The organism is Arthrobacter sp. Y3223151, from assembly GCF_059091125.1.
On sequence record NZ_JBNHGI010000002.1, the window covers coordinates 109,538 to 135,761 of the forward strand.

Consider the following 26,224-nt stretch of genomic DNA (forward strand, 5'->3'; position numbering starts at 1 on the left):
GAGGCCGCCGCGAAGCCGCCGTGCCGCAGAAGCCACACCCGTCCGGACCGGTGCCGCGCCCGGCACGACGGCGGTGCACCGCCTCCCGAGGGGCGCGCCGCTTGGCGGCCGGTGCCGGGCACATCGGTTCCCTTAACCTGCGTGCCCGACACCCTGCCGGCAAGGATTCTCGCCCGTCGCCCCGGCCCCGCTGCCCCGTGGGAGGAGTGGTAGGGCTAAGGCCAAGCTTTGAGCATCTTGCCCTTGTTCTTGCGTGACTCGTCAGTGGAAGAAGTGGCGTGCCCCGGTGAAGTACATGGTGATGCCGGCGGCGTCGGCCGCTGCCACCACTTCTTCGTCCCGGACCGAACCGCCGGGCTGCACTACCGCGCGGACGCCGGCATCGAGGAGGATCTGCAGGCCGTCGGCGAACGGGAAGAACGCATCCGATGCCGCCACGGCGCCGCGGGCTCGCTCGGGCGCCCCGGAGCCCTGCACGTTGGCCGCTCCCCCGGCAGCGTCGGCCCCGCCGTCGACCGCCACGCCGAGGGTATTGGCCCGTTCAACGGCCAGGCGGCAGGAATCCAGCCGGTTGACCTGGCCCATGCCGATGCCCACCGCGGCGCGGTTGGCCGCGACCAGAATGGCGTTGGACTTCGCCGCCCGGACAGCGCGCCATGCGAAGGCCAGATCCGCCAAGGTCGCCTCGTCGGCGGCCTCGCCGGCGGCCAGCGTCCAGTTGGCAGGGTCGTCGCCGTCGGCGTCGATCCGGTCCGAGGCCTGCAGGAGCATGCCGCCGGAGACCTGCTTGTACTCGACCGTGTCCCGGGCAAAGCCCTCCGGCAGGACCAGCAGCCGGATGTTCTTCTTCTTCGACAGGATCTCGACGGCCTCGGGTTCGAAGCCCGGGGCGACGACCACCTCGGTGAAGATGTCCTTGACGGTAGTGGCCATGCCGGCGGTCACCGTCCGGTTTGCGGCGATGACGCCGCCGAACGCGGACACGGGGTCGGTCGCGTGGGCCTTTGCATGCGCGTCCGCGATGGGATCCGCGGCGCCCGGGGACGCGACGGCGATGCCGCAGGGGTTGGCGTGCTTGACCACCGCGACGGCCGGCTCGGCGAAGTCGAAGGCCGCGCGCACGGCGGCGTCGGCGTCGACGTAGTTGTTGAAGCTCATGGCCTTGCCGTGCAACTGCTCGGCCTGCGCGATGCCCGGCTCGGCGCCGGTTTCCGCATACAGCGCGGCGGCCTGGTGCGGGTTCTCGCCGTAGCGCAGCGACTCGGAGCGCTCCAGTGCCAGGCCGGCGTACGGCGGGAATGCCGGCGCCGCCTCGACGGCCTCGGCGTCGTCGCCGAACTGCTCGGCGGTCCACCTGGCCACGGCGGTGTCATAGGCTGCGGTGTGCGCGAAGGCCAAGGACGCCAGCCGGCGGCGGGTCTTCAGGTCGAATCCGCCGGAATTCGCCGCCTCCACCACGTCCGCGTACTTGGCGGAATCCACGACGACCGCCACGGACGGATGGTTCTTCGCTGCGGCCCGCACCATCGAAGGGCCGCCGATGTCGATCTGCTCCACGACCTCGTCCTGGCTGGCGCCGGACCGCACGGTCTGCACGAACGGATAGAGGTTGACCACCACAAGGTCAAAGGGCTCGATCTCGAGGTCGGTGAGCTGCCGGACGTGGTCATCGAGGCGGCGGTCGGCCAGGATGCCGGCGTGAATGCGCGGGTGCAGCGTCTTGACCCGGCCGTCCAGGCACTCGGGGAAACCGGTGATCTCGGAAACCTCGGTGACCGGGATGCCTGCGGCGGCGATCTTCTTGGCCGTCGAGCCGGTGGAAACGATGCCGACCCCGGCGCTGTGCAGCCCTTCCGCCAGCTCCTCCAGCCCGGTCTTGTCGTACACCGAGATCAACGCGCGGCGGATGGGAACACGGTCAAGCTGCTTCAGGCTCACACAAATCTCCAAGGAAGAATGGCTTCGGGGATGCTCCAAGTCTAGCGTCGGGCTTCTGCCGGGCACCGAGTGTGAAGCGGATCCGCGGTGTGGGTAACCTCATGGGGGACACAAAGGAGAACAGCACAACATGTCGGCACCGATGACTGAGGACGCGGCACTGCGGATCGGTCGTTTTTCGCTCGTGGTCTGGCTGCTGGGTCTCCTAGTTCTGTGCGGCGCGCTCGGCTTCGCCGTTCCCCGGCTGCTGCCGCACCTTTTCACCGCCGCGTCCGCCACGGGCGCTGACCCCGGTCCGGCGGACGAACCGGCAGGGAACGCAGCGGATCCCGCGCCCGGCGCCGGGGAAGCGACCGGCACGGCGTCAACGGCGGCCGGGGAAGGAACCGTAACCGAAGCCGGCGGCCCCGGCAGCTATGCAGGATCCGGCAACGCGGTCCTCGGCTACCAGCGGCCGGCCGGCTACGACGGCCCGTTCGAGATCGTCATCGACAGCGGCGTGGACGCCAGCGTAGCGGTGGACGACCCGGAGAACCCCGACTGGCCGGTCCACTTCCTCTACAACTCCGGCGACCGGGACGAACCCTCGGCCGGTCTCCTGGCCACCGCGCGGGAAGAATTTTCACTGCATGTCGAGGCGGACGGCGACTGGCGCCTGGAGGTCCGCCCGGTCGCTTACGCCGTACAGGAAGATGGTAGGGTCGCCGGCTCCGGCCCTGCCCTGGTGCGCTACGAGGGCGATGAGGTACTGGCCGAATTCACCTACACCGGTGACGCCAACATCGCCGTCTACACCTGGCAGGAATCGCGTCGAAACCTGGTGGTCAACAAGATCGGCACCAGCACCACACGGTTCTCCTGGCAGCCGTACCCGGTGACGTATTTCCTGGTGGACACCAGCGAGGGCAGCTGGAGCCTGGACATCGGGCGCTGAGAACTGCGCCAAACCCGCGGCCCGGAACCTGCGGCCAAAGCGCCCGGTCCCTGCAACTATGCCTAAAGTAGAGCCAGATCCCGATCCGTTCCTTAAGGGGAGAGACCCATGTCTTTTGCTGAAACGCTTGACCAAGCGTTCAAGGCCCGCATCCCCGTGCTGTACGTCGAAAGCCACGAAGAAGCACGGGTGCACGCCGAAGTGCTCAAGTGCGCCGCCGCGCTGCGCACCCCGCGCCCCGTCTGGACGTGGAACGCCAGCAGCGGGCTCCTCTCCCCCAGCGACGGCCAGCAGTCCAACACCACGGCCCCGGCGCGTGCCCTGGACCGGGTGCTCGGCGCGCACGATCCGGGGGTCTTCATCTTCTTCGACCTGCACGCCTACTTCGGCACCGACCAGCGCCCGGCGGACCCCGAGGTGGTCCGGAAGGTCCGCGAGCTCTCTGCCGCCTTCCGGCAGGGCACCACCGGGCGGGTGCTGATCATCGTCGCCCCGCTGCTGCGAATTCCGCCCGAACTGGACAAGGCCGTCACGCTGGTCGACTTTCCGCTGCCCAGCCACGACGAGATCAAGGCCATGCTCGCGCACATGATCAGCCAGAATTCCGACGGCGGACGGATCAAGGTCACCCTGAATGAAGCCGACCAGGAGAACATGGTCCAGGCGGCGCTCGGCCTGACCATGGCCGAAGCCGAGAACGCCTTCGCGCGGGCAATGGTCGACGACGGCGAGCTGACCGCGCACGACGTGAGGGTGGTGCTGGACGAGAAGCGCCAGACCATCCGCAAGTCCGGGCTGCTGGACTACGTGGACGTGAACATCAGCCTGGACGAGGTTGGCGGGCTGAACAACCTCAAGCGGTGGCTGGCCAAGCGCAAAGGCTCCTGGCTGGATGCCGCCGCCGACTTCGGCCTGCCCGCACCCAAGGGCGTGCTGATCACCGGCGTGCCCGGCTGCGGCAAGTCCCTGACGGCCAAGGCGATGGCCTCGGCCTGGGGGCTGCCGTTGCTGCGGATGGACATCGGCCGGGTCTTTTCCGGCCTGGTCGGCTCCAGCGAACAGAACATGCGCAACGCCATCGCCACCGCCGAAGCCATCTCGCCGGCGATCCTGTGGATCGATGAGATCGAAAAGGGTTTCTCCGGCACCAGCGGCGAGGGGGATTCGGGAACCTCAGCCCGCGTGTTCGCCTCGTTTCTGACCTGGATGCAGGAGAAGCGCCATCCGGTTTTTGTGGTCGCCACCGCCAACAACATCGACCGGCTCCCCCCGGAGTTCATGCGCAAGGGCCGTTTCGACGAGATCTTCTTCGTCGATCTGCCCAGCGACGCCGAACGCCGGGTGATTTGGCAGATCCAGATGGCCGGCAAGGGCACCGCCGCCAACCAGCTGCACGCCGTCGCCAACGATCCGACCGCCGTCGGGCTCCTCGCCGACGCCTCGGAAAACTATTCCGGCGCAGAAATCGAACAGGCAGTCGTCGCCGCACTTTTCGACGCTTACGCCGAAGACCGCCCGGTCCGCCTGGACGACCTGCAGCGGGCTGTCGCCAACATGATTCCGCTGGCCATCACGCAGGCCGAGGAAGTCGGTGCCATCCGGCAGTGGGCTGCCTTGCGTGCCGTCGGTGCCACCGGCAGCGAGGATCTGGACGCGGACGCCGGACAGCAGATCGACCCGGCGCCACCCGCCGGTGCCGTGCCCGCCGCAGCCTCCGGGCAGCCGGTACGCGGCGGCCGCACCGTGGACTTCTAGACAACACCCCACCCCTCGAAGGAAGTGCGATGGACCAGCAACAACTGATCGTCACGGTCAGGCCCGACGGCGCGGTATCGGCCGAAACCCGCAACATCTTCGGCGCCGAGTGCCTGGACTACATCACGGTTTTGGAGGATCTCCTGGAGGCCGAGAGCGTCTCCAGCTCCTATACCGAGGACTACCACCGCACCGCCGTCACCACCAGCGACTACGTCCACAATGAGTCCGCAGACCGATAGCCCCGGAGCGCCCGGCCAGCCGAGCGGCCCGGCCCCGGAGCCCCGCATCAACAACGGCTGCGCTCCGGCACCGGCCGACGCCGGCCTCATCCGGCACGCGCGGTTCCTCCCGGCCACCGAGGCCGAGGGACCGGGCCGGCGGGCCGCGCTCTGGCTGCAAGGCTGCTCCATCCGGTGCCCCGGGTGCTTCAACCCCCACCTCTGGGCCGCCCGCGGAGCAGAGCTCGTCCCAACCCGGCAATTCGCCGCCGACTTTGTCGGCCAGGCGCTGGCGGCGGGCGCCAAAGGCCTGACCCTGCTGGGAGGCGAACCCTTCGAACAGGCGGCGGCCAGCGCCGTCGTCGCGCGCGCCTTCCAAGCGGCCGGTCTGTCCGTCATGACGTTCACCGGCTACCGGCACCGTGACCTGCGGCGCTGGGCAGCGGACCGCGAAGACATTGCCGGCCTGCTCGCTGCCACCGACCTGCTGGCCGACGGACCGTACCTGCGGGACCAGCCGGAACTGCACCGGCCATGGATCGGTTCCACCAACCAGGGCCTGACCGCGCTGACCGGCCGCTACCGCGACCTGCTGGAGCACATCGCGGCCCAACCGGACCGGATCGAAATCCGGGTCGCGGCCGACGGCACCATCGGCCTCAACGGCTGGGCCACCGACGACCAACTGGACGCTCTGCTGGCGGACCTCGGCGCCCGGGCCGACCGCCCGGGTGCCGACCGCCGCCCGCCCGCCCCCGCCACCATGCCCCGTCCGGTTCCGGCCGGCGCTCAACGAGGAGAAATTCCATGAGTGTTTCCGTTCTACTCATCCCCGCGGCCATCGCCGCCGTCGCTACCTTTAACGCCGCCCTCGCGGGCAGGGCCGAGAGCCGTGCCTCGGACACGGTGCCGGAGGTCGAAGCCGTGCCCCAGATCCAGGTGGGCACCCGGATGCGGGACCTAAACCTGCTGCAGGCTGCCCTGGAAGACACGCAGGCCAAGGTCGCGCGTGTCACCAAGGTTTCCATCGACGCCGCCTGGGCAGACGTGGCGGCGGTCTTCGAACGCGACGCCGACGGCATCTGGCAGGTCCACTTCAGCGGCGAGGACATCGACCGGCGCCGCGCGGCCGAGATTGTCCAGGCCATCGACGCTGCCTACGCCCGGCGGGTCCAGCAGGCGGTCGTGGAGAAGCTGCGGGAGCGCGCGCACACCGCGGGCTTGGAGCTAGCGTCGGAAACCGTGGAGGAAGACCAGAGCGTCACCATGGTCCTGAATGTCCGCCGCTGAGCATCCCGCCGCGCTCTCGGGCCGGACCGGAACGCCGCCGGTCCTCTGGCTGGGCGTCGCCAGCCTGTGGCTGCTGCTGCCGCTGCTCGGCATCGGGGTCATGGGCTGGGCCGGGTTCTTGATCATCGGCCTGCTGGCGCGCCGCGCTGCCTGGATGTCCGCCGGCGGCTTCTACCTGGCGGCGCTGCTGGTTTCGCTGTTCATGAACGAAGAAGCCGGCCCCACGGCCCGCCTCCTGCTCTGGGCCATCAGCTCACTGCATGCGCTGGGCATCAATCCGGCCTGGCTACGCAACCGCTGGGCCCAGGCGTCCCGCTCCTCCGGCAGCGCGTGGACGGCCCTCGTCCGCCGGACCCCAGCGGACAGCGCCATGGACAGCACGACGGCGATGCCCACCGCCCGGGCACTGTTCCGCCGTCGACCCCGCACCGCCGCGCCGCTCCCTGCAGGAACAACCCCCGCCCCTGTGGGTGCCGCCGCCGAGCTCCTCAACGATCCCCGTCTCGACGCCGCCAGTTATTACGCGGGTACCAGCAATTCGGGAGCCGGCACGTTTTCCGCGCCGTCGGCCGAGCCGGTGGACGTGAACACTGCGCCGGCGGCGGCCCTGCAGAAGCTGCCCGGGATCAGCAGGCACAAGGCGCGCAAGGCCGTGCGGTTGCGCCAGGAGCGCGGCCCCTTCCGAACCGTGGCGGACTTCGTCGCCGCGCTGGACGTGCCCAGATCAGAGCAGGCAAGGCTGAACCGGCTGGTGGTCTGCAAACTTCCGCCGGCCAAACCGGTTCCTTTCGGAAGGTCGGTGGATTACTGATGTCATCGGCTCAATCGAGCCTGAAGTGGAATCTGCGCCAGAGCCTCTGGCTGCTGGTCCCCTTGGGAACCTTCGGGTTCCTGGGCGGGGCTGCCCTGCTGGTGGTCGGTTCACGGGCGGGGCGGCCGCTGTGGTGGATCGTCGGCTTGGTCCACCTCACCCTCACGGGCGTGGCCATGGCCCTGGTCGACGGCACCGGAGTGCAGGAAGAAATCGCAACGTGGCTGCTCCTGACATGCTGGCTGGCCGGCAGCAGCTTCGCCGTGGCCATCAATCCCGAGTACCTGCGGTTCAAATGGGACCGCGACCGCGGCGCGGCCCGTCCTGCCCGCACCACGGGGGCAACCACACGGTCGCGCTCCGGCAGCCAGCTAAACTCCCGCGGACGGTCGCGCAGCCGGTCCGGCCCAGGCAGCCCCAGGTCCGTGCCCCGTACCGGTGCCGGTTCCCGCAACGGCGCCCCGGCCCCCGGAGCCGGCACATCGGGGAAATCCCGCACGGCCCGCCGGGGCCCGACAAGCCCTGCCGGCGCATCTGCCCCGCAGACTGCGGCTCCGGCGGTTGCATCACAGCTGAAGGCCGATGCCACGATCGAACCGGTTGATGTGAATGCGGCCACCGCCCGCGAGCTCGAAACGCTGCCCGGATTCTCGCGTGCGCTTGCGAAGAAGGCGGTCCAGGTCAGGGAGGATCGCGGCGGGTTCACCTCCGAACAGGACTTCGCCGCCGCCCTGGACCTGCCACCGCACGTCTTCCAGCGGCTGCGCGGCCGCATCGCCTGTCGGCGCCTGCCGCAGGCACCGCCGTCGTTCGGGCGCGTGGTGGATTACTGAGGCCGTGACCGGGCAGGCCCGGATACCGCCTGGCACGGCAGACACGGGCCAAGGCGCCAGTGCTCGGGCAACCTCCGGGACCCCGGCAGCATCCGGCGCTCCGTCAGTCAGCGCTCTGCGCGCTCTGGGCCGACACCGCGGACTGAGCCGAGACCGGCGACGGCGCGCTCTGGGCCGAGACCGGGCTGGCGGGTGATTGGGCCGAGACCGGCGAGGGCGCGCTCTGTGCCGAGACCGGGCTAACCGGGCTCGGGGCCGTAGCGGCGGAGGCCGCGGTCTTCACATCCTGCCGGTCCAGATTCACCGCAGCCGGCGACACGCTGCTGTTCACGACGGGGGCAACAGCCGGTGTTTCCGGCGCCTGGACGATACCCGGGCCCAGATCCTGGCTTCCGAACCCGGAGTCCGCGACGGCGGCACCGGCACCGATTGCCATGACGCCAAGGGTTCCGGTTGCGATCCACAGGGTGCGCTTGTTCATGTTCCTGCCTTTCATCGTGCGGTGAGGTGCTGATGAATCAACAATGCACGCCGAATGTGAGACGTTCGGGAGAACTCCATGAGAGCGTTCTCATCTGCCGCCCGCGACTAAAGTATCCATAGCTACTCCCTGGAAGGCCACGAATGACGCAGACCGCTCACCTGCCCACCGGCGACCAAATCGTGCAGGAACTCCCCTGGCGCTGGCGGGTGCAGGGCAAGATCTTCCTGCTTGGCGGCCTCGGCTTCATGTTCGACGCGTGGGACGTCACGCTCAACGGCGTCCTGATCCCGCTGCTGTCTGACCACTGGGACCTCGTTCCGGCCCAGGCCGCGTGGATCGGCACCGCGAACCTCATCGGCATGGCCTTGGGCGCCTTCATCTGGGGATCGATTGCCGACATCATCGGCCGTAAAACGGCGTTCACTGCCACGCTGCTGGTTTTCTCGCTCTTCACGGTCCTCGGAGCGTTCGCCCCGGACCTCGTCTGGTTCTGCGTTTTCCGCTTCATTGCGGGCTTCGGACTTGGCGGCTGTGTCCCCGTGGACTATGCGCTGGTCGGCGAATTCACCCCGCGGCGCCTTCGCGGGCGGGTCCTCACTGCCATGGACGGATGGTGGCCGGTCGGGGCCGCGCTCTGCGGCGTCGTCTCGGCCCTCATCATGGCCACCGTGGCCGATTGGCGCTTCACCATGCTGATCATGGTGCTGCCGGCGCTGCTGGTCTTCTGGGTCCGCCGATCGGTGCCCGAATCCCCGCTCTATCTGGTGAGCCGGGGCCGCACGGCGGAGGCCGAGCAGGTCATCAACAGCATGATCGAGCGAACCGGCGCAACCGTCCGTGAATGGCGGCTGCCTGAACCGAGCGAGGCGCCGCGCTTGTCGGCCGTCAACGTCCTGGTGCAGTTCCGGGCGGTCTGGAAATTCAACTGGAAAATTACGACGGCGGCGTGGGCCTTGTTCTTCAGCATCCTGCTGGTCTACTACCTTGCCCTGACCTGGATGCCGATCATCCTCATCGACGCCGGGTTCGCCGCAGAGCGGGCCTTCCTGACCACGGCCGGCATGGCCGCCGTCGGCCTGGTCGGCGTCATCATCGCCGCCTACTTCGTCGAGAAGACCGGGCGGAAGTGGATCCTCGCCGTCACCGGGCCGTTGTCCGCACTGACGCTGGTCGTCGTCGCGCTCCTGATCGATGTCCCCCCGGCGGTGGTGGCCCTGCTGCTTGCCTACGGCATGGTCGTGCAGATTGCCATTCCCGTGCTGTATACCTACGTCTCCGAGCTCTACCCCACCGAGCTGCGCGGGTCGGGCTTCGGCTGGGCATCGACGTTCTCCCGCGTCGGCGCGGGCTTCGGCCCGCTCATCTTCGCCTCGGTCATGTGGCCCTACCTCGGGCTGGCCTGGTCCTTCGCCATCGCCGGAGTCCTGGTGCTGGTCGCCGTGTTGTGGATGGCGCGCTTCTCCCCCGAGACCAAGGGTGCCGAACTTCTCTAGTGCGGTGCCCCCGCCCTGCTCAGCGGCAATGCGCCCTTCCGTCATCAGGTGGAAGGGCGCACGAGCCTAAGATCCGACCGCGGTTTACTCCGGGATCTCGGCGTCCGGCGTCTCTTCGACCGACACCATCGACCACGCGCCGTCGGCGTAGTTGGCAGTCACGGTCAGAGTGGTTCCGTCCGAATCCCATTCCTTGGTCTCGACGGTCTGGCCGTCCTTGTCCAAGGTGGTGCGGGCATCTTCCATGAACGGAACCACCGCGCTCAGATTGCCCTCGTCGTCCGTGGCCTCATCCAACGCCACGACGTTCAGCGCCTTCGGCTGGCCGCCGGCAATCCAGCCACCGTCCGCGTAAACAGCCTCGAGGGCGTCAGCCTCTGCCATGCAGCTTGTGCAATCCGCGGCGACTGCACGCATCAGATCTGCGTCACCGGTCTGAACCGCGTAATTCTTGGCGTCAAAGTAGTAGTACGTGAAGGACGCCAGGCCTTCGGCCGAGTCCTCGGCCATCCGGTCGTTCTTCTCCGGAGTCCGCACGTTTTGCGCCGGCGCTTCGGTGGTAGCTGCTACCGGTTTGTTGCTATCGGCCGGCTTGTCGGCACCGGCTTCGCTGCCACAGCCGACAAGTGCAATTGCCGCCACGCCCATCATGGCGCCGGACATCATCAACTTCTTCATGCTCTCCCCTGGAATAACGGTGTGCGAGGGCCCGACTGCCGCTGGTCTCGGCGGCGTCAGCACCGTCACATACCCTATCCGCGCTCAGGCTCGAAAGTCTGAAAAAAGTGCTTCACGTGCTGCATATCACAGCACTCAAATGGCTTCTGGCTAACAGCCCGCACCCTCGGGATTCTTAAGGCAATTATCTGCGTAGTTATTGACCACCGATCGCCAGACGCTGAGGTCAACAGGAATGCTGGCCACCTGCGCCTGGCCTGCAATCACCATCCAGCCCGAACCATTTATTGAGTATTCGCCTCTGTAGGTGGTCGTCAACGACACTTGTACGTCGCCAGTCTGTGCATAGCGGTGGCTTGTAGCAGTTTTCTCACCCAATCGCTCTGCAGGCAGTGGGCCTCCCGGCTGATCTGTCGGGCCCATCGAATTGCCGTCTCCGTAGTGCCACGTGTAAGAAGTGGGAATCGCGCGAACGATGACATCGTGACCATCGATCTCCTCGTCGAAGGTTTGCTCGTTCGGGCTCGCGTAGACGTTGGTTTCAGCTCCGACCAAGGTATGCGGAACAGGCTCAACGGTTAGTGCCGATGGCGCGATAGGCAACCGGCGGAAGAACTCAATCGTGACGGTTGGTAATTCAACGGCGGCGCCATCGGTAGATGTCGTCGGACGGTCCGAGTATCGACACACTCTATCTCCCGTGTCACTCCATTGTGGCGGCGCCTGACCGAAGGGCGCTTCCAGGACTCGCATGAGGGTACCGTTCGCACCAACAGAACAATCCGCGTTCAACGCAACACAGTCAAGATTGATATTCGATAGATCTGGTATGCATACTGGCTCATGTCGATACTGCGGAGGCCGGGCTGTATTCGACGCCTGCTCAGCAGCACCGGTTCCTCCACCGGGTGGAATTGGCGTCGTCCCGCGCTGGATTCGCTCCCCTTCAATTTGGATATTGTTGCCATCCAAATTCGTTAGCCAGTCTGGATAGTCGCTTTCCTGCTGAATCAGCACCGAGGATCCTAGGAGTACTAATGAGATGGTCAGAACTGGAATGTTCATCACTCTGATGCATCCTTTGGTCGCTCGGCGTCGAGCATCTGCCATTGACCGTCTTTATACTGCGCGGAGACTATCCAGACGATAGGCTCAGTGAATCCAGTTGCTGAACCGATCTTCTTCCCTGGCTCATAAAACTCTAGATCATCTTGAATTAGGAAGATCATTGGCCGGTGACTGCCCGAAGCCGTAGACTCATAACGGTCTTCAATATCAGTGACTGTAAGTTCGCCTCCAACGATCCACCGCTCACCTGCATTCCCCTCCTTGACCGTCTTAGAAAAGCTCTGACAGATGTAACATTGCGGCCCAGAATGTTCCTCTAATGGCTCAAGATCCCCTGTCTGGTACGCATAGGACAACAGCTCGAACCAGAAGGGTATAAAGGCTCTAAGGCCTTCCCGGGAGTTCTCATCTATCGTCTTTGGTGCCACTGGGACGACAACGTTCTCAGCAGGCCCGTCCTCAGACGCCGGAACATACGTCTGTGTTGGACTGGGCGGCGGAGTCTCGCTGGCTGCCGTCGATGTAGCGGTTTCCCGCGGAGCGGAGGGCTCTGCGCCGGCCGAGCCGGTGCAGCCTGATAGGGCGAGGGCAGCCGCTGCGAGGAGCGGGGCAAGGATACGGGCAGCGCGCGTTCCTGCTGAGAGTGGTAGCTGCTGGCTCACTCAGACCCCCCGGTGCTGGTCGGCTAGACGCTAGGTGCGTGTCAGTCTAGCCAGACGCCTCAGCGGATGCGGAGGTTTTCCACAGGTTTGCTCTGCGGCACGTCGAAACGTCAACCGTCCCTTGACAACGCCCTCCCTATCCTCGGTGTGGGCAAGGAAAAGCGAGCCGGAGGGTGAGGCACCGACGTCGTTGTTCAGCCGGGGCTAGGCGAAGTTGGCGAGGGTCTGCACCAGAAGTTGGCGTTCCTCCACCTTGATGCGTTCGTGGAGGGATTCTTCGGTGTCGTCGTCGAGCACCGGCACCGCGGCCTGGGCGAGAATGGGTCCCGTATCGACCCCGGAATCGACCAGATGTACCGTCACGCCGGTGATCTTGACCCCGTGGGCAAGAGCATCGCGCACACCGTGGGCGCCGGGGAACGAGGGCAACAGCGCCGGATGGGTATTGAGCAGCCGGCCCTCGAAACGGGCGACAAATACGGCGTCGAGGATGCGCATGAACCCTGCCAGCAGCACCACGTCCGGCTGGAAGGCGGCGGCGGCTTCTTCCAACGCCCGGTTCCATTCCGGCCGGGTGGCGAAGTCTCCGGGGGCCACGGTGAACGTCTCGATGCCGGCAGCGGCGGCACGTTCCAGGCCGCGGCAGCCGGGCACGTCGCTGCCCACGGCAACGATCTCGGCATTCAGGTGGCCGTCGCCGATAGCGTCGATAACGGCCTGAAGATTGGTGCCGGAGCCGGAAACGAGGACCACAATGCGCATGGAAGCAACTTTATGCGTCCCTCTCGCCTAGGCTTAAACCCATGTTGCAGAACACGCGCCCGGCGCCGACCGAGGAACAGACCAAGTCGGCGGGGCTTTTCATCCGTGTGCTGCTGCTACTACTGGCTTCCACGTTCCTGGCGACGGCGCTCCCGCTCCCCTGGAAGGCCGTGGCTCCCGCGCTGGCCGTGGCCAGCATCGTGGTCGCCGTGATCGGACTGGTCAAAGCGGTGCGCGCCGGCCTGCCGGGCTCGCTCCGGCTCACCTATGTACTGGGCGCCGGCGCCGGCGGCTTCTTCCTGCTGACCACGCTGGCGCAGGTGCTTTTCTGGCCGCTGACGGCCGAGTTCGAGGCCTGCAACCAGATGGCCGTTACGCAGTCAGCCCGTGAAGAATGCCTGGCCGCCTATGAAGACGAGCTGCTGAACCTGAACGACCTGCTGAGGCCGTAGGTTACTTCCGGCTGCGGGACTTGGCCGGCTCGCGTTCCAGCCAAGGGGCCACCGCATAGCCGAGCATCGTGCCGACGGCGACTTCGCCCGCCACCCAGAGGGCGGTCCAGATCGGATCCGGTCCGATCTCCGTCAACCGCCCGATCCCCAGCGAACCGTTGGACAGCCACACCAACCCCGCGGTCGCGGCCCCGGCGACAGCCCCGACGAACAGGCCCAGGACCACGGTGGAGCCGGATGCGGTGAACCAGCGGGCCTGGATCTTGATGGAGAGCCACTCATCGAAATGGTTCTCGCCCTCGCGCAGGAACCACCATCCGGCCAGCACCCCGGCAAGCACGGGCAAGGCCAGGGCAACGAGCCCGTAGGACAGCTCACCCGTCGGCAGCGCACCCAGCACCGGGAACGCCGGCATCGGGCCCACCGTGGTGGCCAGCGGACCAATGGAACTGCCGGAACCGATAGCGAAGCCGGCCCCCGAGGACCAGGCCAGCGTCCACACCACGAGATTCGGGACCAACCCAAGCTGCGCCACCGTGAGCACGGCGCCGCCGATAACGCCTGCGCCGAGCTGTTCGTAAATCTCCACGATCTCCGCCCAGTGCAGGCCGAGGTCGACGGCGAGCAGCAAGGCCGAGAGCGACACCGCGGCCGTCACCGCCAGCAGCCCCGCGCGGACCGCAGCCCAAACGTAAGACCCCGCCCAGCGTGAGTGTTGGCTGGTGCGGGCAACCCAGGCTGCGGCATCCACGCCGATCAAGCGCCCCCACGACCCGGCTTCCCGGTAGGCGCCGACGATCAACCCGGCACCGGCGGGCAGCAGCGGGACGAGCGCCCCGGCCACAATGGAGATATCCACTTCGTCGGTACGCACCATGTACGCGGTTGCGGCTCCCGCCGCGGCGTACGTTCCCAGCGCGCCGCCCAGCGCCTGCCACAGCTGGTCGGTGTACGACGCCCGCGCCAGGCGCCGTCCGGCGCGCCAGGAGAGGAAGAACGGGACGAGCATGAGTCCCAGCGGCACCAGCGATAACGTGCCGCGCAGGGTCTCCGCGGAACTGGAGCCGGTCTGGATGGCCAGTTCCAGCGGGACGCCGTGGATCAGCAGCCATGCCTGGCCTCCGAGCCGCGCCAGCGAATCGAAGCTGCGGTCGTCGAAGCCGTCCGCGAACCACACACCGACCAGCGGCAGCAGCACCAGGATGGCCGACAGCAGGGCGCACTGAAAGAACTCGAAGACACCCTGCAGCCACAGGGGCATCGGCAGTCCGGCCTGACCGTCCGGTCGCGACGTGAGTTTCATTGCTTCTATCGTGCCAGCCCGGCTGCCCGTGCCCGTTCAGCGACTCGGTGCCGTGGCAATTGGCACACGGCGCGCTCGAGCGGACCCTGCCGACGCAGTGGGTGCCGGCCCGGGCTTTGGCAGCGGGTTCGAGTCGCTGCGGTTTCCCGCCTTGTTGCTGGAGCACCAGCTCACGAGACGCTAGTGTGGGGGCACCCCGAAGCAGAGGAGAGCCCCGTGGGCAAGGTGGTCATGTACAGCTCGGTGTCGGTGGATGGCTTCGTCGCGGACGAGAATGACCAGCCCGGACCGCTGTTCGACTGGTTGTCCAACGGTGACGTCCCGTTGGACGAGAGCGGCGAGTTGAAGGTGTCGCAGACGTCCTACGACTACACGCGGCCGTACTGGGACCAGATCGGTGTGACATTGGTCGGCCGCCACGTCTTCGACCTGACGGACGGCTGGGACGGGAAGCCTCCGAGCGGGGTCGACCACGTGGTCGTCGTGACGCACCGGCCACAGCCCGAGGGCTGGGACCCCGAGGCGCCGTTTCACTTCGTCGACGGCGTCGTGGCAGCCATGGCCAAGGCGCAAGAGCTTGCAGGAGACCGCGTCGTCGAGGTCGCCGCCGGTGACGTCGGCGGCCAGATGCTTGCCGCGGGCCTGGTCGACGAGGTGCGCATGGACGTCGTACCCGTCGTGTTCGGGTCCGGCAAGCGCTACTTCGGGTCGGTCCACGCCCAGCACCTGCTGGAGGATCCCGCCGTGATTCAGGGCAACCGGGTGCTTCACGTGCGCTATCGGGTGCGCCGTTGACCGATCCGAGCGGTACGCGAAGAACCGAGCGGTACGCGAAGAAGAAGCCCACTGCGATGTGCGCCGTGGGCCCGGCAACCAATACTGCTTTCAGCCGGGCCGGACAATAGAATGGGCGGCCGGATGACATTGACATCAATCCGGCCGCCCCGCAGGCGGATATTTGCTCAACGGAAATTCAACGCAGGAAAACAAATTCCGCGGACTCTTTCCGTGGCTCCGCCAGTCTGCAAGAACCGTGCTTCAACGATTCGTCCGGCATCACCACCCCGTACGCCTCGAAGCCGCAGCGCCGAACGGGCTGTCGACTCAAGGGACGGCGTAGGTTTCCGGTGTTTTAGCGCTTGCGCCGCTTGGGAATGGTTTCGTTCTCCAAAACCGCTTTTTCGCGCTTTTCGGCACGCTTTTCTTTGATGCTTCTGCCTTGTTTCTTGGCACTCTCGCGCGACGGCGTTTTACCTGACATTCGTGCTCCTCTTTCTCAAGCGGGATGTCTTGCTAAAGACCATACCCGCTTTGGGAAATAAAGCCAGCCCTTATTCGCGCACCCCGTAATACCGGAAAAACACCGGATTCAGGCCATCAAGTCCGCCAGCCCCTTGGCCAATGCTCCCGCCGCTCCCAGAAAGGCAAGCACGACTACTGCGGTCCTGGCATGCTCGTCCCGCAGCCGCCGGCCGAGCCGTTCGCCGGCAACGATGCCCATGATGATCGAAAGCACGATCACCGCCCACATCCACCAGTTCAGGTGCGGCACGCTGCCCGGGTCCACCGCCAGCTTCGCGCCGACGGTGATGATGCACAGCTGCAGGAAGAATGGCTGCAGCGTGGCAGCGAACCGGCGCGGCGGCCAGTGGGACAGAATGGCGTACGCGCTGACGGTCGGGCCCCCTACGCCGGCGAGCGCGTTGGTCAGCCCGGAACCAAAACCCGCGAGCACCTTGGGCAACTGCCCGGAAACGGTGACTTGGGCACGGCCCAACACCACCGCCACGGCCAGCCCTGCCATCACCACCCCGCCCACCACGGCAGAGAGCACTGCGGGCGTTACCTGCACCGCCAACCAGGAACCCAAAACCGTGCCGGCGGCGGCAGGGACGGACAGCCACAGCAGCAGGTTCCAGTCAATCTCCTGCCAGACCCGGGGCACGATCAGCCCGCAAGAGACGACGGCGCAGATGTTGATCATCATGATGCCCTCGTGCGGCCCGAGCAGGATCGCCAGGATCGGCGCCACCAGCAGCGCGAACCCGATGCCCGCGATCCGCTGGGCCACCGAACCGAAGAAGATTGCGCCGGTGATCAGCGCCAAGAGTCCCATGGTCACCCGACCACCCTGCCAGAGTGGAGTTAGGCCGCCGTTCACCGACACGATCACGCATGCTTGCCTGCAGGTCGCCGGGCGCGGGCAGGCTGGGCGGCGTGAGGATAGCTATCGTTGCCGAATCGTTCCTTCCGCACATGAACGGGGTCACCCAGTCGCTGTTGCAGGTCATCGCCCACCTGCGCCGCCGCGGCGACGACGTCCTGGTGATCGCACCGGCCTCGTCCTGGCTGGAGGACACCGCCCCGGCCACGGTGGAGGGCTACCCGGTCCACCGCCTGCCGTCCATTCCCCTGCGCGGTTATCCCAACGTGCGGGTGGCGGCCGGAACCGTGGCACGCCTCCGCCGGGTGCTGGCGGACTTCGGTCCGGACGTGGTCCACGTGGCGTCACCCTTCATTTTGGGCTGGCGTGCGGTGCAGGCCGCCCAGCAGCTCGGCCTGCCCACGGTCTCCGTCTACCAGACCGAGGTGCCCGCCTACGCGGCCCGCTACGGAGCGCCCTGGCTGCAGGAGCTGCTGTGGCAGCGGGTGGAGAACATTCACAAGGCCTCCACCCTGACCCTGGCGCCGTCGTCGTTCGCCATGGAGCAGTTGCGCGGCCGCGGCATCCGCGTCCACCTGTGGCGCCGCGGCGTGGACACCAGCCGTTTCCATCCGGATAAGCACGACGCCGGCTGGCGGGCGTCCGTGGCGCCGCGCGGCGAGCGGATTATCGGCTATGTGGGCCGCCTGGCGGCGGAAAAGCAGGTGGAGGACCTGGCTGTGCTGGCCGACCTCCCCGGCACGCGGCTGGTGGTGGTCGGCTCGGGTCCGCTGAAGGAGGAGCTGCAGGAGAGGTTGCCCGGCGCCCACTTCGCCGGTTTCCAGGGCGGCGACGACCTGGCCCGGCATGTGGCTTCCTTCGACCTCTTTGTCCACCCCGGCGAGTCCGAAACGTTCTGCCAAACCATCCAGGAGGCCATGGCCAGCGGCGTGCCCGTCGTCGCGGTGGGCCGCGGCGGCCCGGTGGACCTGGTCGATCCCTCGCGGACCGGCTGGATCTACCAGCCCGGGAAGCTGGACCAGCTGCGCGGATACGTCCAGGATTTGGTGGGCGACGACACCAAGCGGCGGGCGCTGGGCAGGGCCGCCTTCGACTCGGTGCAGGGCCGCACGTGGCCGGTGCTCTGCGAGCAGCTGGTGGACTATTATCGGCTGGCCATCAGGGTCAAGCGCCGCGCCCTGAACCTCGAAGCCCGGGGCGTGCTTGGCTTTCTGGCCGGGTGAAAGCTTCAGCACGAGCCCGGGCCGGTGGACGCCCGCCCTGCTTCCACTAGGATGTGGCCATGCCCACAGAAACCGGCTCCGTCCCGCCCGACAATGGATCCACCCTGGGACAGGGGCAGCGCGCGCCTGCCGGGCAGAAACAGCGCGGGCCGGCCGGGCAGTCCGTACCGGAGCGGCTGGCCGAGCAGCTCAAGTCCTTGGGCGTTGCCCGGACCTACGGAGAACAGCTGCAGGTGGGCGGCGACACCGTGGTGCCCGTGGCCATGGTCTACTACGGATTCGGCGGCGGCGACTCCGGGGGCGCAGCCGGCGGTGGCGGCGGCGGTGGCGCCGTTCCGCTCGGCGCCTACGTCGGCCACGGCAGCGGACCCGCCACATTCCGGCCGAACACCGTCGCGTTGTACGCCGTGCTGATCCCCTTGGTCTGGATCGCAGGTCGGGCGGTGGCACGCGTGATCCGGGCCGCCAAGAAGTAGCGGCAGGGCCGGTTTAGGAGCCAGCGTGCCTTGAATACCGCGCCCGGCAATCTTCCCCCCGGCGTGCTCGCTCCCGCCCTAGCGGACACTGCGGCAGGACCGTAGGCTCGAACATGACAGCCACCTAGCGGAGAAGGACATCCGATGAAACTGAGCCATATCCCCCTGCGCCTGTCCACCGGCGCGTTCATCTTCAACTCCGGCCTGGGCAAGCGGAAGCTGGACAGGGACAGTGCCGCGGCCATGCAGGAGATGGGCAGCCGCGCGATCCCCCAGTTGAAGGAAATGGACCCCGAGAAGTTCGGCAAACTGCTCGCGTACGGCGAGATCGCCCTGGGCGCGGCCCTGCTGCTGCCGTTCGTGCCCAGCCGGCTGGCCGGCCTGGGCCTGACCGCCTTCTCCGGTTCAATGCTGGCCATGTACTTCAACACCCCCCACATGACCACCGAAGGCGGCGTCCGACCCAGCTCCGAGGGCACTCCCTTGGCCAAGGACGTCTGGCTGCTCGGCATCGCGCTGGCGCTGATCCTGGACACCAAGGACAAGAAGCCGAAGGTCCTCACGACGCTGTAGCTTTCACGGCAGGACGGTGGCGGAGCCTGCCCTCCGCCGTCGTCCTCCCCCGTCCACAACGCCAGCGGCAGGTGCCGGACGCCGGTTCCAGCGTGAGATGATGGAAGCCATGGCCGCTCTCACTTTTCCGCTGGTTGACGTCAGCGAAATCATCCGGTTGGTGGGCGGCGCCGCCTTTGCGCGCGGCAAGATCTACGCCTCCGATGGTTCCGTTGCAGAACCCGTCTGGGATCCCTCCGTCCGGCTGCTGACCGCCAAGGTCATAGGCACCGCCGCCTTGCCGTACCGCTGCCGGATCTACTTGGAAACCGGCAAGGGCGGGCAGTGGCGCCCGGCATCGTCTTCCTGCAGCTGCCCGGTCGGCGACGACTGCAAGCACGTGGCCGCCGTGCTCTTGGCCAGCAACAGCCAGCATGTCATCTCCAGCCAGGCCTTCGCGCGCGAGCCGGAACCGGAACCGGCCGGCTGGCAGGACTCGTTGGAGGGGCTCATCGGCGGCACGCCGGACCCCGCCAGGCAGGACACCGGCAAGCCGTCGAAGGCCAAGGCGAAAAGTACGTCCCCGCTGGGTCTGCAGTTCGACCTCCTGGAGCCCGGACGCCGGCAGGACCGCCAGTACCGCCCCTCGGGACTCTCCCTGCCGCAGGCATCGGCGCCGGGTCCGAACTGGACGCGCAAGGCCGGGAACCGGCTGCGCGTCGGGGTCCGTCCGGTGCTGCAGAACGAGACCGGGCGCTGGATCCGCAGCAAGCTGCGCTGGAACACCATCAGCTACAAGACCTACGGCCTGCCGCTGGACCCCGAACAGCACCGTTGGTTCAGCCAGTTCGCGCCGCTGCACCGGGCCACCGGCCTCACCTACTTCGGGGAAGACAACGATTGGCTCTTCCTGGACGAGTTCAGCAGCCCGCTCTTGTGGGAACTCTTCGCCGAGGCCAAGCGGCTGGGCATCGCCCTGATCGGCGCCAAGGCGGACACCGTCGTCGAGGTCCGGGAACGGGCCGTCATCGGTTTGGACGCCCACCGCGACGGGCCGGCCGACGCTTCCGCTGACGCCCCCGCCCCGGAAGCCGAGGCGGAAGACCCCACCCCGGAAACCGGCGGGGAGACCGGGCCGGCGACCGCGGACCTGGTCCTCACGCCGTCGCTGCGGATCGACGGGCGGGAACTGCCCACCGGGACGGCGGGCATCGTCGGCACGCACGGCGTCTACCACTACGCCGTCGACGGACAGACCGTCATCACGCTGGCCCCGACCGGGCATCCGGTGACCGACCAGGAAGCGAACCTGCTGCTCTCCGGCGCCCCGCTGAAGGTGCCGGCCGCCGACGTCGAGCAGTTCATGGAGCGCTACTACCCCGTGCTCAGCCAGCGCATCGCCGTCGTCAGCAGCGACGGTTCGGTGAGCTTCCCGGAGATCGTCCCCCCGGAGCTCGTGCTGACTGCCTCCTACCGCAAAGGCAACGTGCTGCAGCTCGGCTGGCACCTCGAGTACCGCCACGGGGACAAGCCGCTGCGCCTGCCGGTCGATGAGCAGCCCGACGGCAGCCACTACCGCGACCTGCCGGCCGAGCAGGACCTGCTGGAGGCGGCCGCGGCGGTGCCGGGTGTGGGCACGACGGCGGCGCGCACCCTCCGGGACATGGCCACCGTGGATTTCACCCGCTACGCTCTCCCGGCGCTCGAACAGGTCGACGGCGTGCGCGTGGAAATTGTCGGCGACAAGCCCGACTACCAGGAACTCACCGAGGCACCCGAGCTGACCATCAGCACTGTGGAGACCGACGAGAGCGACTGGTTCGACCTGGGCGTCATGGTCCGCGTGGCCGGCCGCACCGTCCCGTTCGGGAACATCTTCAAGGCCCTGGCCCGCGGCCAGACGCGGCTGTTGCTGGTGGACAAGTCCTACCTGTCGCTGGAGCAGCCGGTCTTCGACCGGCTCCGCCAGCTCGTGGACGAAGCCCGCCACATGCAGGACCGGGAATCGGGCGAACAGCTGCAGATCAGCCGCTACCAGGCGTCCCTCTGGGAGGACCTGGAGGAAGTCGCCACCGAAACGGTGCAGGCGCGTACCTGGCGCGAATCGGTGCAGGGGCTGCTGGAACTGGAAACAGTCGAGCAGACCCCGCTGCCGGCCGGCCTGCACGCCGACCTCCGCCCCTACCAGGCCGAAGGCTTCAACTGGCTCGCCTTCCTCTGGCGGCACCGGTTGGGCGGCGTGCTGGCGGACGACATGGGGCTGGGCAAGACGCTGCAGACCTTGGCCCTGCTGCTGCATGCCAAACAGCAGGGCGACCCGGCCACCGCCCGGCCGTTCCTGGTCGTGGCACCCACCTCGGTGGTGTCCAACTGGGTCAACGAGAGCCGGCGCTTCGCCCCCGACCTCCGGGTCGAGAGCATCACCGACACCCAGGGCCGCGGCCGGCCGCTGTCCGAGATCGCGGCGGACACCGACGTCATCGTCACGTCCTACACGCTGTTCCGGCTGGATTTCGACACCTACAAGGAGATGGACTGGGCCGGGCTGATCCTGGATGAAGCCCAGTTCGTCAAGAACCGCGCCACCAAGGTCCATCAGTGCGCCCGCGACCTGCACGCGCCCTTCAAGATGGCCATCACCGGCACGCCCATGGAGAACAACCTCATGGAGCTCTGGTCCATCTTCTCCATCGTCGCGCCCGGGCTCTTCCCGTCCGCGGTCCGGTTTGTGGACCAGTACCAGCGGCCGATCGAACGCAGCCAGGACAAGGAGCTGCTGCAGAAACTGCGCCACCGGATCAAACCGCTGATGATGCGCCGCAGCAAGGAGGCCGTGGCCGACGACCTGCCCGAAAAGCAGGAGCAGATCCTCGAGGTGGAGCTGACGCCCAAGCACCGGCGGATCTACGACACGCACCTGCAGCGCGAGCGGCAGAAGGTGCTGCGGCTGGTTGAGGACATGGACAAGAACCGGTTCACCATCTTCCAGTCGCTGACCCTGTTGCGGCTCTTGAGCCTGGATCCCTCGCTGGTGGATCCGAAATACGCGTCGGTCCCCTCCAGCAAGCTGGGCGTCTTGTTCGAGCAACTCGAAGACGTCCTCGGCGAGGGGCATCGGGCGCTGATCTTCAGCCAGTTCACCAGCTACCTGAAGAAGACCGCCCAGCAGTTGGACGCGGCCGGCATCGAATACTGCTACCTGGACGGCTCCACCCGCCGCCGCGCCGACGTCATCGACACGTTCAAGAACGGCAACGCGCCGGTGTTCCTGATCAGCCTCAAGGCCGGCGGCTTCGGCCTGAACCTCACCGAGGCCGACTACTGTTTCCTGCTGGACCCCTGGTGGAACCCGGCCACCGAGGCCCAGGCCGTGGACCGCACGCACCGGATCGGCCAGACCAAGAACGTCATGGTCTACCGGATGGTTGCCCGCGGGACAATCGAAGAGAAGGTCATGGCCCTGAAGGAACGCAAGGCCAAACTGATTGCTTCGGTGCTCGAAGACGATGCAATGTTCTCCTCCAAGCTCACCGCCACCGACATCCGCGGACTGTTCGGCGAGTAGCCGGCACCCGGCAGCGCCTCAGTGCCTACTGCGTCTTGAGCACCTTAGTGCCTACTGCGTCTTGATCTGCAGCAGCCGCCAGCCTTCGGGCACCTGCGCCTCGATCGCGGCCTTGGCTTCGGCATACGTATCACCCTCGGCCGACAACTCCTTGGTTTCCACCGGCTGAATGATTCCCACAACTTTGACCACGGACTAAAGATATCCCCGCCCGCCCGGGCACCTCGGGATGCGGCGTGGTGCTTCCGCTCACGCCCACCACCCGGGTACGCGCCGGCCCTTCCTACGGAGGGACGGCGCCGGCCCGGACCTTCCCATGGAAGGCGCCGGGGCCGCCGGCGCTTCGCTCCCGCCAGGTGTTTCGCTCCCGCCAGGCGTTTCCTCCACCGGCCGTCACCTGCCTCCGGCCTGCCGGCGCCAGACCAGGTCCAGGCCCGCGTGGGCGCAGTCTATGTTCCAGTCCGTGTACTCCACGCCGAGCGCGTCCGGGTGGTCGGAGGCGAACACCACCACGCCCGGGTAGTCCCGGAGGAATTCCGACAGCATGTCGATCCCCTGCCGGTCCAAATCGGCGTCGAGCCGGTTCAAGACCAGCAGCGGCGGATCGCCCAGCGAAGCCCTCGCCAGCATCAGCCGGGCCAGCTCGGAGGTGGTCAACGGTTCGCCGCCGCGCTTGAGCTGGGTGTCCTCGCCCCGCTCCAGTTGCCCGATCCGGCCGGCGAGGCCGACGCGCTCCAGGGCCGCCGATCCCTCCTCCGGCGGGAGGTCGGGCCGGCGGTACCGCACGCTGCGGGCGATCGACCCGCGCTCCACGTACATGCCGGCGGCGGCGTAACCCACCAGCTTCCGGCGGGTGCGGCTGCCGCCTTCCAGCAGGTGCCGGCCGCCCACCATGGCCACCGCGTGCGGGTCGCTGCGGATCCCGACCAGTGTTTCCAGGGCCCTGGTCCCGGCCGCCGGATCGGCGCTGCGGATCCGGATCCGCGCGCCCGGGCCTGCGGACAGGGGCGGCACCGGGCAGTTCCGGCACGCGGCCAAACCGTCCACCAGCACCGCCCCGCCGGCGCGGGAACCCGCCGGGGTGGAAGCCTGCACCCCTGCGCCGGACGCTGCCGCCCCGGTCGCGGCCCCCTCACGGGTCCCGGACCGGGCAGCCGGGCGCCGCCGTCGTACATCCCGCGCCGCAGCGGCCACCGCGAGGGCAGGACCGAGAATACGCCGCGCGGCCCGGAAGTTCTGCCGGTATTCCACCACGCGGCCCATGTCCGTGACGGGCGCGGAGATCATCCCCACGATGGTCAGCCCGGCGGCGATGCTGGCCGTGGGCACTGCCTGCCAGGTTCCGACCGCGGCCACGGCGGCGCCAGCGAGCGAGGCGGCTGCCGCCGCCGACCCGCGGATGTATCCGGCGGCAGCGGCGCGGTGCACCGCCGCCTCCACCACCTTCCGCCCGGCCTTGTCGATTTGCCTGACCTCCCGGTCCTCGCCGCCGGCGGCACGGATGGTATTGGCGGCAATCACCGTGTCGGCGAGCCGGGCGGCCAACCGCCCCCGGTGGCGGCGCAAGGCGCTGGCGCGCCGGAACGCCGGCCGGGACAGCAGCGCCAGCCCGGCGGCGAGCAGCACCAGGGGAACGACGACGGCGAACGCCAGCACCGGGGACAGGAACCACAGTGCCACCGCGGTTCCAGCGATCAACGGGATGCCGACCGCCAGCGGCGCGATGCCCAGCGCGATCCAGTTTCGGACGCTGGAGAGGTCGTTGGTGCTGCGCGCGATGGTCACCCCCGGCGACGGTCCGCGGTCGGTGGCCAGGGCGGAGGCCACCAGGCCCTTGCGGATCTCGTGGATGTAGTCCTGTCCGAGCTTTTCGGCCAGGACGCGCTCGACGGCCCGCAGGCCGCCCAGCCCCAGCGCCGCGGCAGCCAGGCCGAGGGCGGGCGGCAGGATGTAGGCCGCGTCCGGCGCGGTACCGCCCAGCAGCCGGGTCATCAGCAGCGCGCTCGCCCCGGCGGCCGCGGCCATCAGCAGGCCGGTCCCCAGCAGGGCCGCCATCAACCAGCGGCGCCGGCCGCGCAGCAGCTTGGGCAGCGGCCCGTCGGCGGGCTGCGGATCTTCCCGCGGTGAGTCCGCCCGATCCCGTGCCGCCGGCGCGGCCTTGCCCACCCGGGCAGTCACTGTTACTTCCGCTCCGGCAGCAACCGCAGGGCCGTGGCCGGGTCGCACAGGTCGTAGGTGTTGATCACCGGTGCATCAATGACGCCGGCTGCTTCCCGGGCGGCCAGCGGCGAGGCGGTCAGCAGGCCCGAGACGGCGGGCACGCTGACGCCGGCGTCGCGCAGGACAGCCACGCCTGCGGTAGCGCCCAGCGCGTCGGCCGCGGAGAACAGCACGTGATCCACGGCGGCATGGAACACGGGGTCGGCCAGCAGCCGGGCCGTTTCGCCCTGATAGACGCCGTCGGCGATTTCCACCACCACCACGTCGGTCTCGGAGGTGGTCAACGCGTCGATCAGGCTGGTGAGCAGGCCGCGCACGCGCTCGTAGTCCAGCAGGTAGGTGGTGGGGAAGCCGAAGTCGGTGAAGTCGAGGACTTTCTCGGCTCCGGCGTCGGCGAACAGCAGCGGGTCGTTGCCGGCGCCGGTGCCGGTGGCCTTTCCCGCGGACACGTGCAGGCCGGCCGCGGTCAGGCCCTTGACCAGGCATCCAAGCGTGGTGGACTTGCCGGAGTTCATCGACGTGCCGAGCACCGCAATGACCGGCGGCCGTCCCGGCAGCACGGTGTCGGCGCTGATCGAGTGCGGCGCCAGGTCGGCCAGGTTGACCACGCGCCCGTCCCGCGCCAGCAGGCCGATGGGCTCGATGCGGGTGGCCATGTCAATGCCGGCGTGCTGTTCCAGCACCCGCGCCGCCAGTCCCCCGCCGGCCACCAGCGAGCACTCGGACAGGTCGCCGGGTACCACCGCCAGGAACTGGTCCGGCGCGTACCGGTTGCCGTAGGCCACCAGGATTTCGTCGCCGACGAACATCGCCTGCCGCCGTGAGGCCGGGCTCTCCAAGCGGGTGTGCTTGCCGATCTCGACCACCCGGGCCAGCACCACGTCGCCGGCGGCCGGGGCGGCATGGAGCAATTGGTAGCCGGCGGCGTCGAGGCAGAGGCGCTCGGCCAGGAACCGGGTGGTATACGCCTTCTTGGCCCGGCGCAGCCGCTGCGGGTCTGCCGGAGCGGCTGCCGGGGCAAAAACCTCCTCCGCCGCACCGGAGGTCGATGCGGCGACGGAGAAAACCTCCTCCGCCGCGCCGGCGGTGGATGCGACGGGAGTTCCGAGTGCTTCGAGTCCTGTTGTTCCAGCGGCGCCTGCGGGGAAATCTGTGATGGTCATGGCCTGCTCCTTGGTTGTTGGTGCGTCAGGAACGAGTCAACACAGCCGCGATGAAAGGAACATGACAGCCGCATGAGGGCTTACTCATGAACCGTTTACCCTGTCGATGCCCGTGTTCCCCACGCCGTTCAGACCACCGCGCATGGAAGCTCCCTCCGCCTTCCGGGAGCCGTAGCC

Annotated in this window: 26 protein-coding genes; 14 read left to right on the forward strand and 12 right to left on the reverse strand. The window is 67.9% G+C overall.

Going from position 1 to position 26,224, the window contains the following annotated elements; all coding sequences use genetic code 11:
• Positions 1–261 precede the first annotated feature (261 nt).
• Positions 262–1,938 (reverse strand): bifunctional phosphoribosylaminoimidazolecarboxamide formyltransferase/IMP cyclohydrolase, encoded by a 1,677-nt coding sequence (gene purH / locus AC5RUP_RS04260; protein WP_494158299.1) that lies wholly within the window; start codon positions 1,936–1,938, stop codon positions 262–264.
• Between the two features lie 130 nt (positions 1,939–2,068).
• Between purH and AC5RUP_RS04265 the strand changes: the two genes are divergently transcribed.
• The 7 genes from AC5RUP_RS04265 to AC5RUP_RS04295 all read left to right on the forward strand — a co-directional run bounded on the left by AC5RUP_RS04265 (position 2,069) and on the right by AC5RUP_RS04295 (position 7,782).
• A complete protein-coding gene (locus AC5RUP_RS04265) occupies positions 2,069–2,872 on the forward strand; it encodes a hypothetical protein (protein ID WP_494154776.1) in 804 nt (267 codons plus the stop codon).
• A 108-nt stretch (positions 2,873–2,980) separates the two neighbouring features.
• Positions 2,981–4,627, forward strand: coding sequence for an AAA family ATPase (locus tag AC5RUP_RS04270; protein ID WP_494154777.1), 1,647 nt, complete (start codon positions 2,981–2,983; stop codon positions 4,625–4,627).
• A 29-nt stretch (positions 4,628–4,656) separates the two neighbouring features.
• A complete protein-coding gene (locus AC5RUP_RS04275) occupies positions 4,657–4,869 on the forward strand; it encodes a DUF2997 domain-containing protein (RefSeq protein WP_494023598.1) in 213 nt (70 codons plus the stop codon).
• The gene (locus AC5RUP_RS04280; RefSeq protein ID WP_494158300.1) at positions 4,850–5,659 is read left to right on the forward strand and encodes a 4Fe-4S single cluster domain-containing protein; all 810 of its coding nucleotides are present in this window, start codon (positions 4,850–4,852) and stop codon (positions 5,657–5,659) included. Before AC5RUP_RS04275 ends, AC5RUP_RS04280 begins: the two co-directional genes overlap by 20 nt.
• A complete protein-coding gene (locus AC5RUP_RS04285; protein WP_494153660.1) occupies positions 5,656–6,138 on the forward strand; it encodes a hypothetical protein in 483 nt (160 codons plus the stop codon). Before AC5RUP_RS04280 ends, AC5RUP_RS04285 begins: the two co-directional genes overlap by 4 nt.
• A complete protein-coding gene (locus AC5RUP_RS04290) occupies positions 6,125–6,949 on the forward strand; it encodes a ComEA family DNA-binding protein (RefSeq protein WP_494069510.1) in 825 nt (274 codons plus the stop codon). The genes AC5RUP_RS04285 and AC5RUP_RS04290 overlap by 14 nt, the downstream gene beginning before the upstream one ends.
• A complete protein-coding gene (locus AC5RUP_RS04295; protein WP_494153659.1) occupies positions 6,949–7,782 on the forward strand; it encodes a ComEA family DNA-binding protein in 834 nt (277 codons plus the stop codon). The genes AC5RUP_RS04290 and AC5RUP_RS04295 overlap by 1 nt, the downstream gene beginning before the upstream one ends.
• A 103-nt stretch (positions 7,783–7,885) precedes the next feature.
• Here the strand turns inward: AC5RUP_RS04295 and AC5RUP_RS04300 are convergent, their stop codons facing one another.
• Positions 7,886–8,263 (reverse strand): hypothetical protein, encoded by a 378-nt coding sequence (locus AC5RUP_RS04300; protein WP_494153658.1) that lies wholly within the window; start codon positions 8,261–8,263, stop codon positions 7,886–7,888.
• A gap of 143 nt (positions 8,264–8,406) precedes the next feature.
• Here AC5RUP_RS04300 and AC5RUP_RS04305 point away from each other — a divergent pair, with 143 nt between their 5' ends.
• On the forward strand, positions 8,407–9,759 hold the full coding sequence (locus AC5RUP_RS04305; RefSeq protein ID WP_494153657.1) for an MFS transporter: 1,353 nt from the start codon (positions 8,407–8,409) through the stop codon (positions 9,757–9,759).
• A gap of 84 nt (positions 9,760–9,843) precedes the next feature.
• Here the strand turns inward: AC5RUP_RS04305 and AC5RUP_RS04310 are convergent, their stop codons facing one another.
• From AC5RUP_RS04310 to purN, 4 genes are all read right to left on the reverse strand, one after another.
• A complete protein-coding gene (locus AC5RUP_RS04310; RefSeq protein ID WP_494158301.1) occupies positions 9,844–10,422 on the reverse strand; it encodes a DUF6318 family protein in 579 nt (192 codons plus the stop codon).
• Between the two features lie 165 nt (positions 10,423–10,587).
• On the reverse strand, positions 10,588–11,502 hold the full coding sequence (locus AC5RUP_RS04315; protein WP_494158302.1) for a hypothetical protein: 915 nt from the start codon (positions 11,500–11,502) through the stop codon (positions 10,588–10,590).
• Entirely contained in the window at positions 11,502–12,167 is a 666-nt protein-coding gene (locus AC5RUP_RS04320; RefSeq protein WP_494153654.1) for a DUF6318 family protein, read from the reverse strand. The genes AC5RUP_RS04315 and AC5RUP_RS04320 overlap by 1 nt, the downstream gene beginning before the upstream one ends.
• A 204-nt stretch (positions 12,168–12,371) precedes the next feature.
• Positions 12,372–12,929 (reverse strand): phosphoribosylglycinamide formyltransferase, encoded by a 558-nt coding sequence (gene purN, locus AC5RUP_RS04325; RefSeq protein WP_494153653.1) that lies wholly within the window; start codon positions 12,927–12,929, stop codon positions 12,372–12,374.
• Between the two features lie 41 nt (positions 12,930–12,970).
• Here purN and AC5RUP_RS04330 point away from each other — a divergent pair, with 41 nt between their 5' ends.
• Entirely contained in the window at positions 12,971–13,381 is a 411-nt protein-coding gene (locus AC5RUP_RS04330; RefSeq protein WP_494153652.1) for a hypothetical protein, read from the forward strand.
• A 1-nt stretch (position 13,382) separates the two neighbouring features.
• Here the strand turns inward: AC5RUP_RS04330 and AC5RUP_RS04335 are convergent, their stop codons facing one another.
• Complete coding sequence (locus tag AC5RUP_RS04335; protein WP_494153651.1) at positions 13,383–14,684, reverse strand: cell division protein PerM; 1,302 nt, start codon at positions 14,682–14,684, stop codon at positions 13,383–13,385.
• A 216-nt stretch (positions 14,685–14,900) separates the two neighbouring features.
• On the opposite strand from AC5RUP_RS04335, the gene AC5RUP_RS04340 reads away from it, so the two are divergent.
• On the forward strand, positions 14,901–15,479 hold the full coding sequence (locus AC5RUP_RS04340) for a dihydrofolate reductase family protein (protein WP_494153650.1): 579 nt from the start codon (positions 14,901–14,903) through the stop codon (positions 15,477–15,479).
• A gap of 337 nt (positions 15,480–15,816) precedes the next feature.
• Here AC5RUP_RS04340 and AC5RUP_RS04345 read toward each other — a convergent pair whose 3' ends face one another.
• Together AC5RUP_RS04345 and AC5RUP_RS04350 are read right to left on the reverse strand one after the other, a co-directional pair.
• Entirely contained in the window at positions 15,817–15,945 is a 129-nt protein-coding gene (locus AC5RUP_RS04345; RefSeq protein ID WP_494069520.1) for a hypothetical protein, read from the reverse strand.
• A 108-nt stretch (positions 15,946–16,053) separates the two neighbouring features.
• On the reverse strand, positions 16,054–16,800 hold the full coding sequence (locus AC5RUP_RS04350; protein ID WP_494153661.1) for a sulfite exporter TauE/SafE family protein: 747 nt from the start codon (positions 16,798–16,800) through the stop codon (positions 16,054–16,056).
• A 101-nt stretch (positions 16,801–16,901) separates the two neighbouring features.
• On the opposite strand from AC5RUP_RS04350, the gene AC5RUP_RS04355 reads away from it, so the two are divergent.
• The 4 genes from AC5RUP_RS04355 to AC5RUP_RS04370 all read left to right on the forward strand — a co-directional run bounded on the left by AC5RUP_RS04355 (position 16,902) and on the right by AC5RUP_RS04370 (position 22,664).
• The gene (locus AC5RUP_RS04355; RefSeq protein WP_494153649.1) at positions 16,902–18,071 is read left to right on the forward strand and encodes a glycosyltransferase family 4 protein; all 1,170 of its coding nucleotides are present in this window, start codon (positions 16,902–16,904) and stop codon (positions 18,069–18,071) included.
• 59 nt (positions 18,072–18,130) lie between these two features.
• The gene (locus AC5RUP_RS04360) at positions 18,131–18,547 is read left to right on the forward strand and encodes a hypothetical protein (protein ID WP_494153648.1); all 417 of its coding nucleotides are present in this window, start codon (positions 18,131–18,133) and stop codon (positions 18,545–18,547) included.
• 144 nt (positions 18,548–18,691) lie between these two features.
• Positions 18,692–19,120, forward strand: coding sequence for a DoxX family protein (locus tag AC5RUP_RS04365; RefSeq protein ID WP_494153647.1), 429 nt, complete (start codon positions 18,692–18,694; stop codon positions 19,118–19,120).
• A gap of 109 nt (positions 19,121–19,229) precedes the next feature.
• Positions 19,230–22,664, forward strand: a complete 3,435-nt coding sequence (locus AC5RUP_RS04370; protein WP_494153646.1) for a DEAD/DEAH box helicase — start codon at positions 19,230–19,232, stop codon at positions 22,662–22,664.
• 51 nt (positions 22,665–22,715) lie between these two features.
• Here the strand turns inward: AC5RUP_RS04370 and AC5RUP_RS04375 are convergent, their stop codons facing one another.
• The 3 genes from AC5RUP_RS04375 to AC5RUP_RS04385 form a co-directional block, all read right to left on the reverse strand.
• A complete protein-coding gene (locus tag AC5RUP_RS04375; RefSeq protein WP_494001544.1) occupies positions 22,716–22,856 on the reverse strand; it encodes a hypothetical protein in 141 nt (46 codons plus the stop codon).
• A 201-nt stretch (positions 22,857–23,057) separates the two neighbouring features.
• Positions 23,058–24,842: an ABC transporter transmembrane domain-containing protein gene (locus AC5RUP_RS04380; RefSeq protein WP_494158303.1), complete on the reverse strand. Its 1,785-nt coding sequence runs from the start codon at positions 24,840–24,842 to the stop codon at positions 23,058–23,060.
• Between the two features lie 2 nt (positions 24,843–24,844).
• Positions 24,845–26,047, reverse strand: coding sequence for a P-loop NTPase family protein (locus AC5RUP_RS04385; RefSeq protein WP_494154978.1), 1,203 nt, complete (start codon positions 26,045–26,047; stop codon positions 24,845–24,847).
• Between the last annotated feature and the right edge of the window lie 177 nt (positions 26,048–26,224).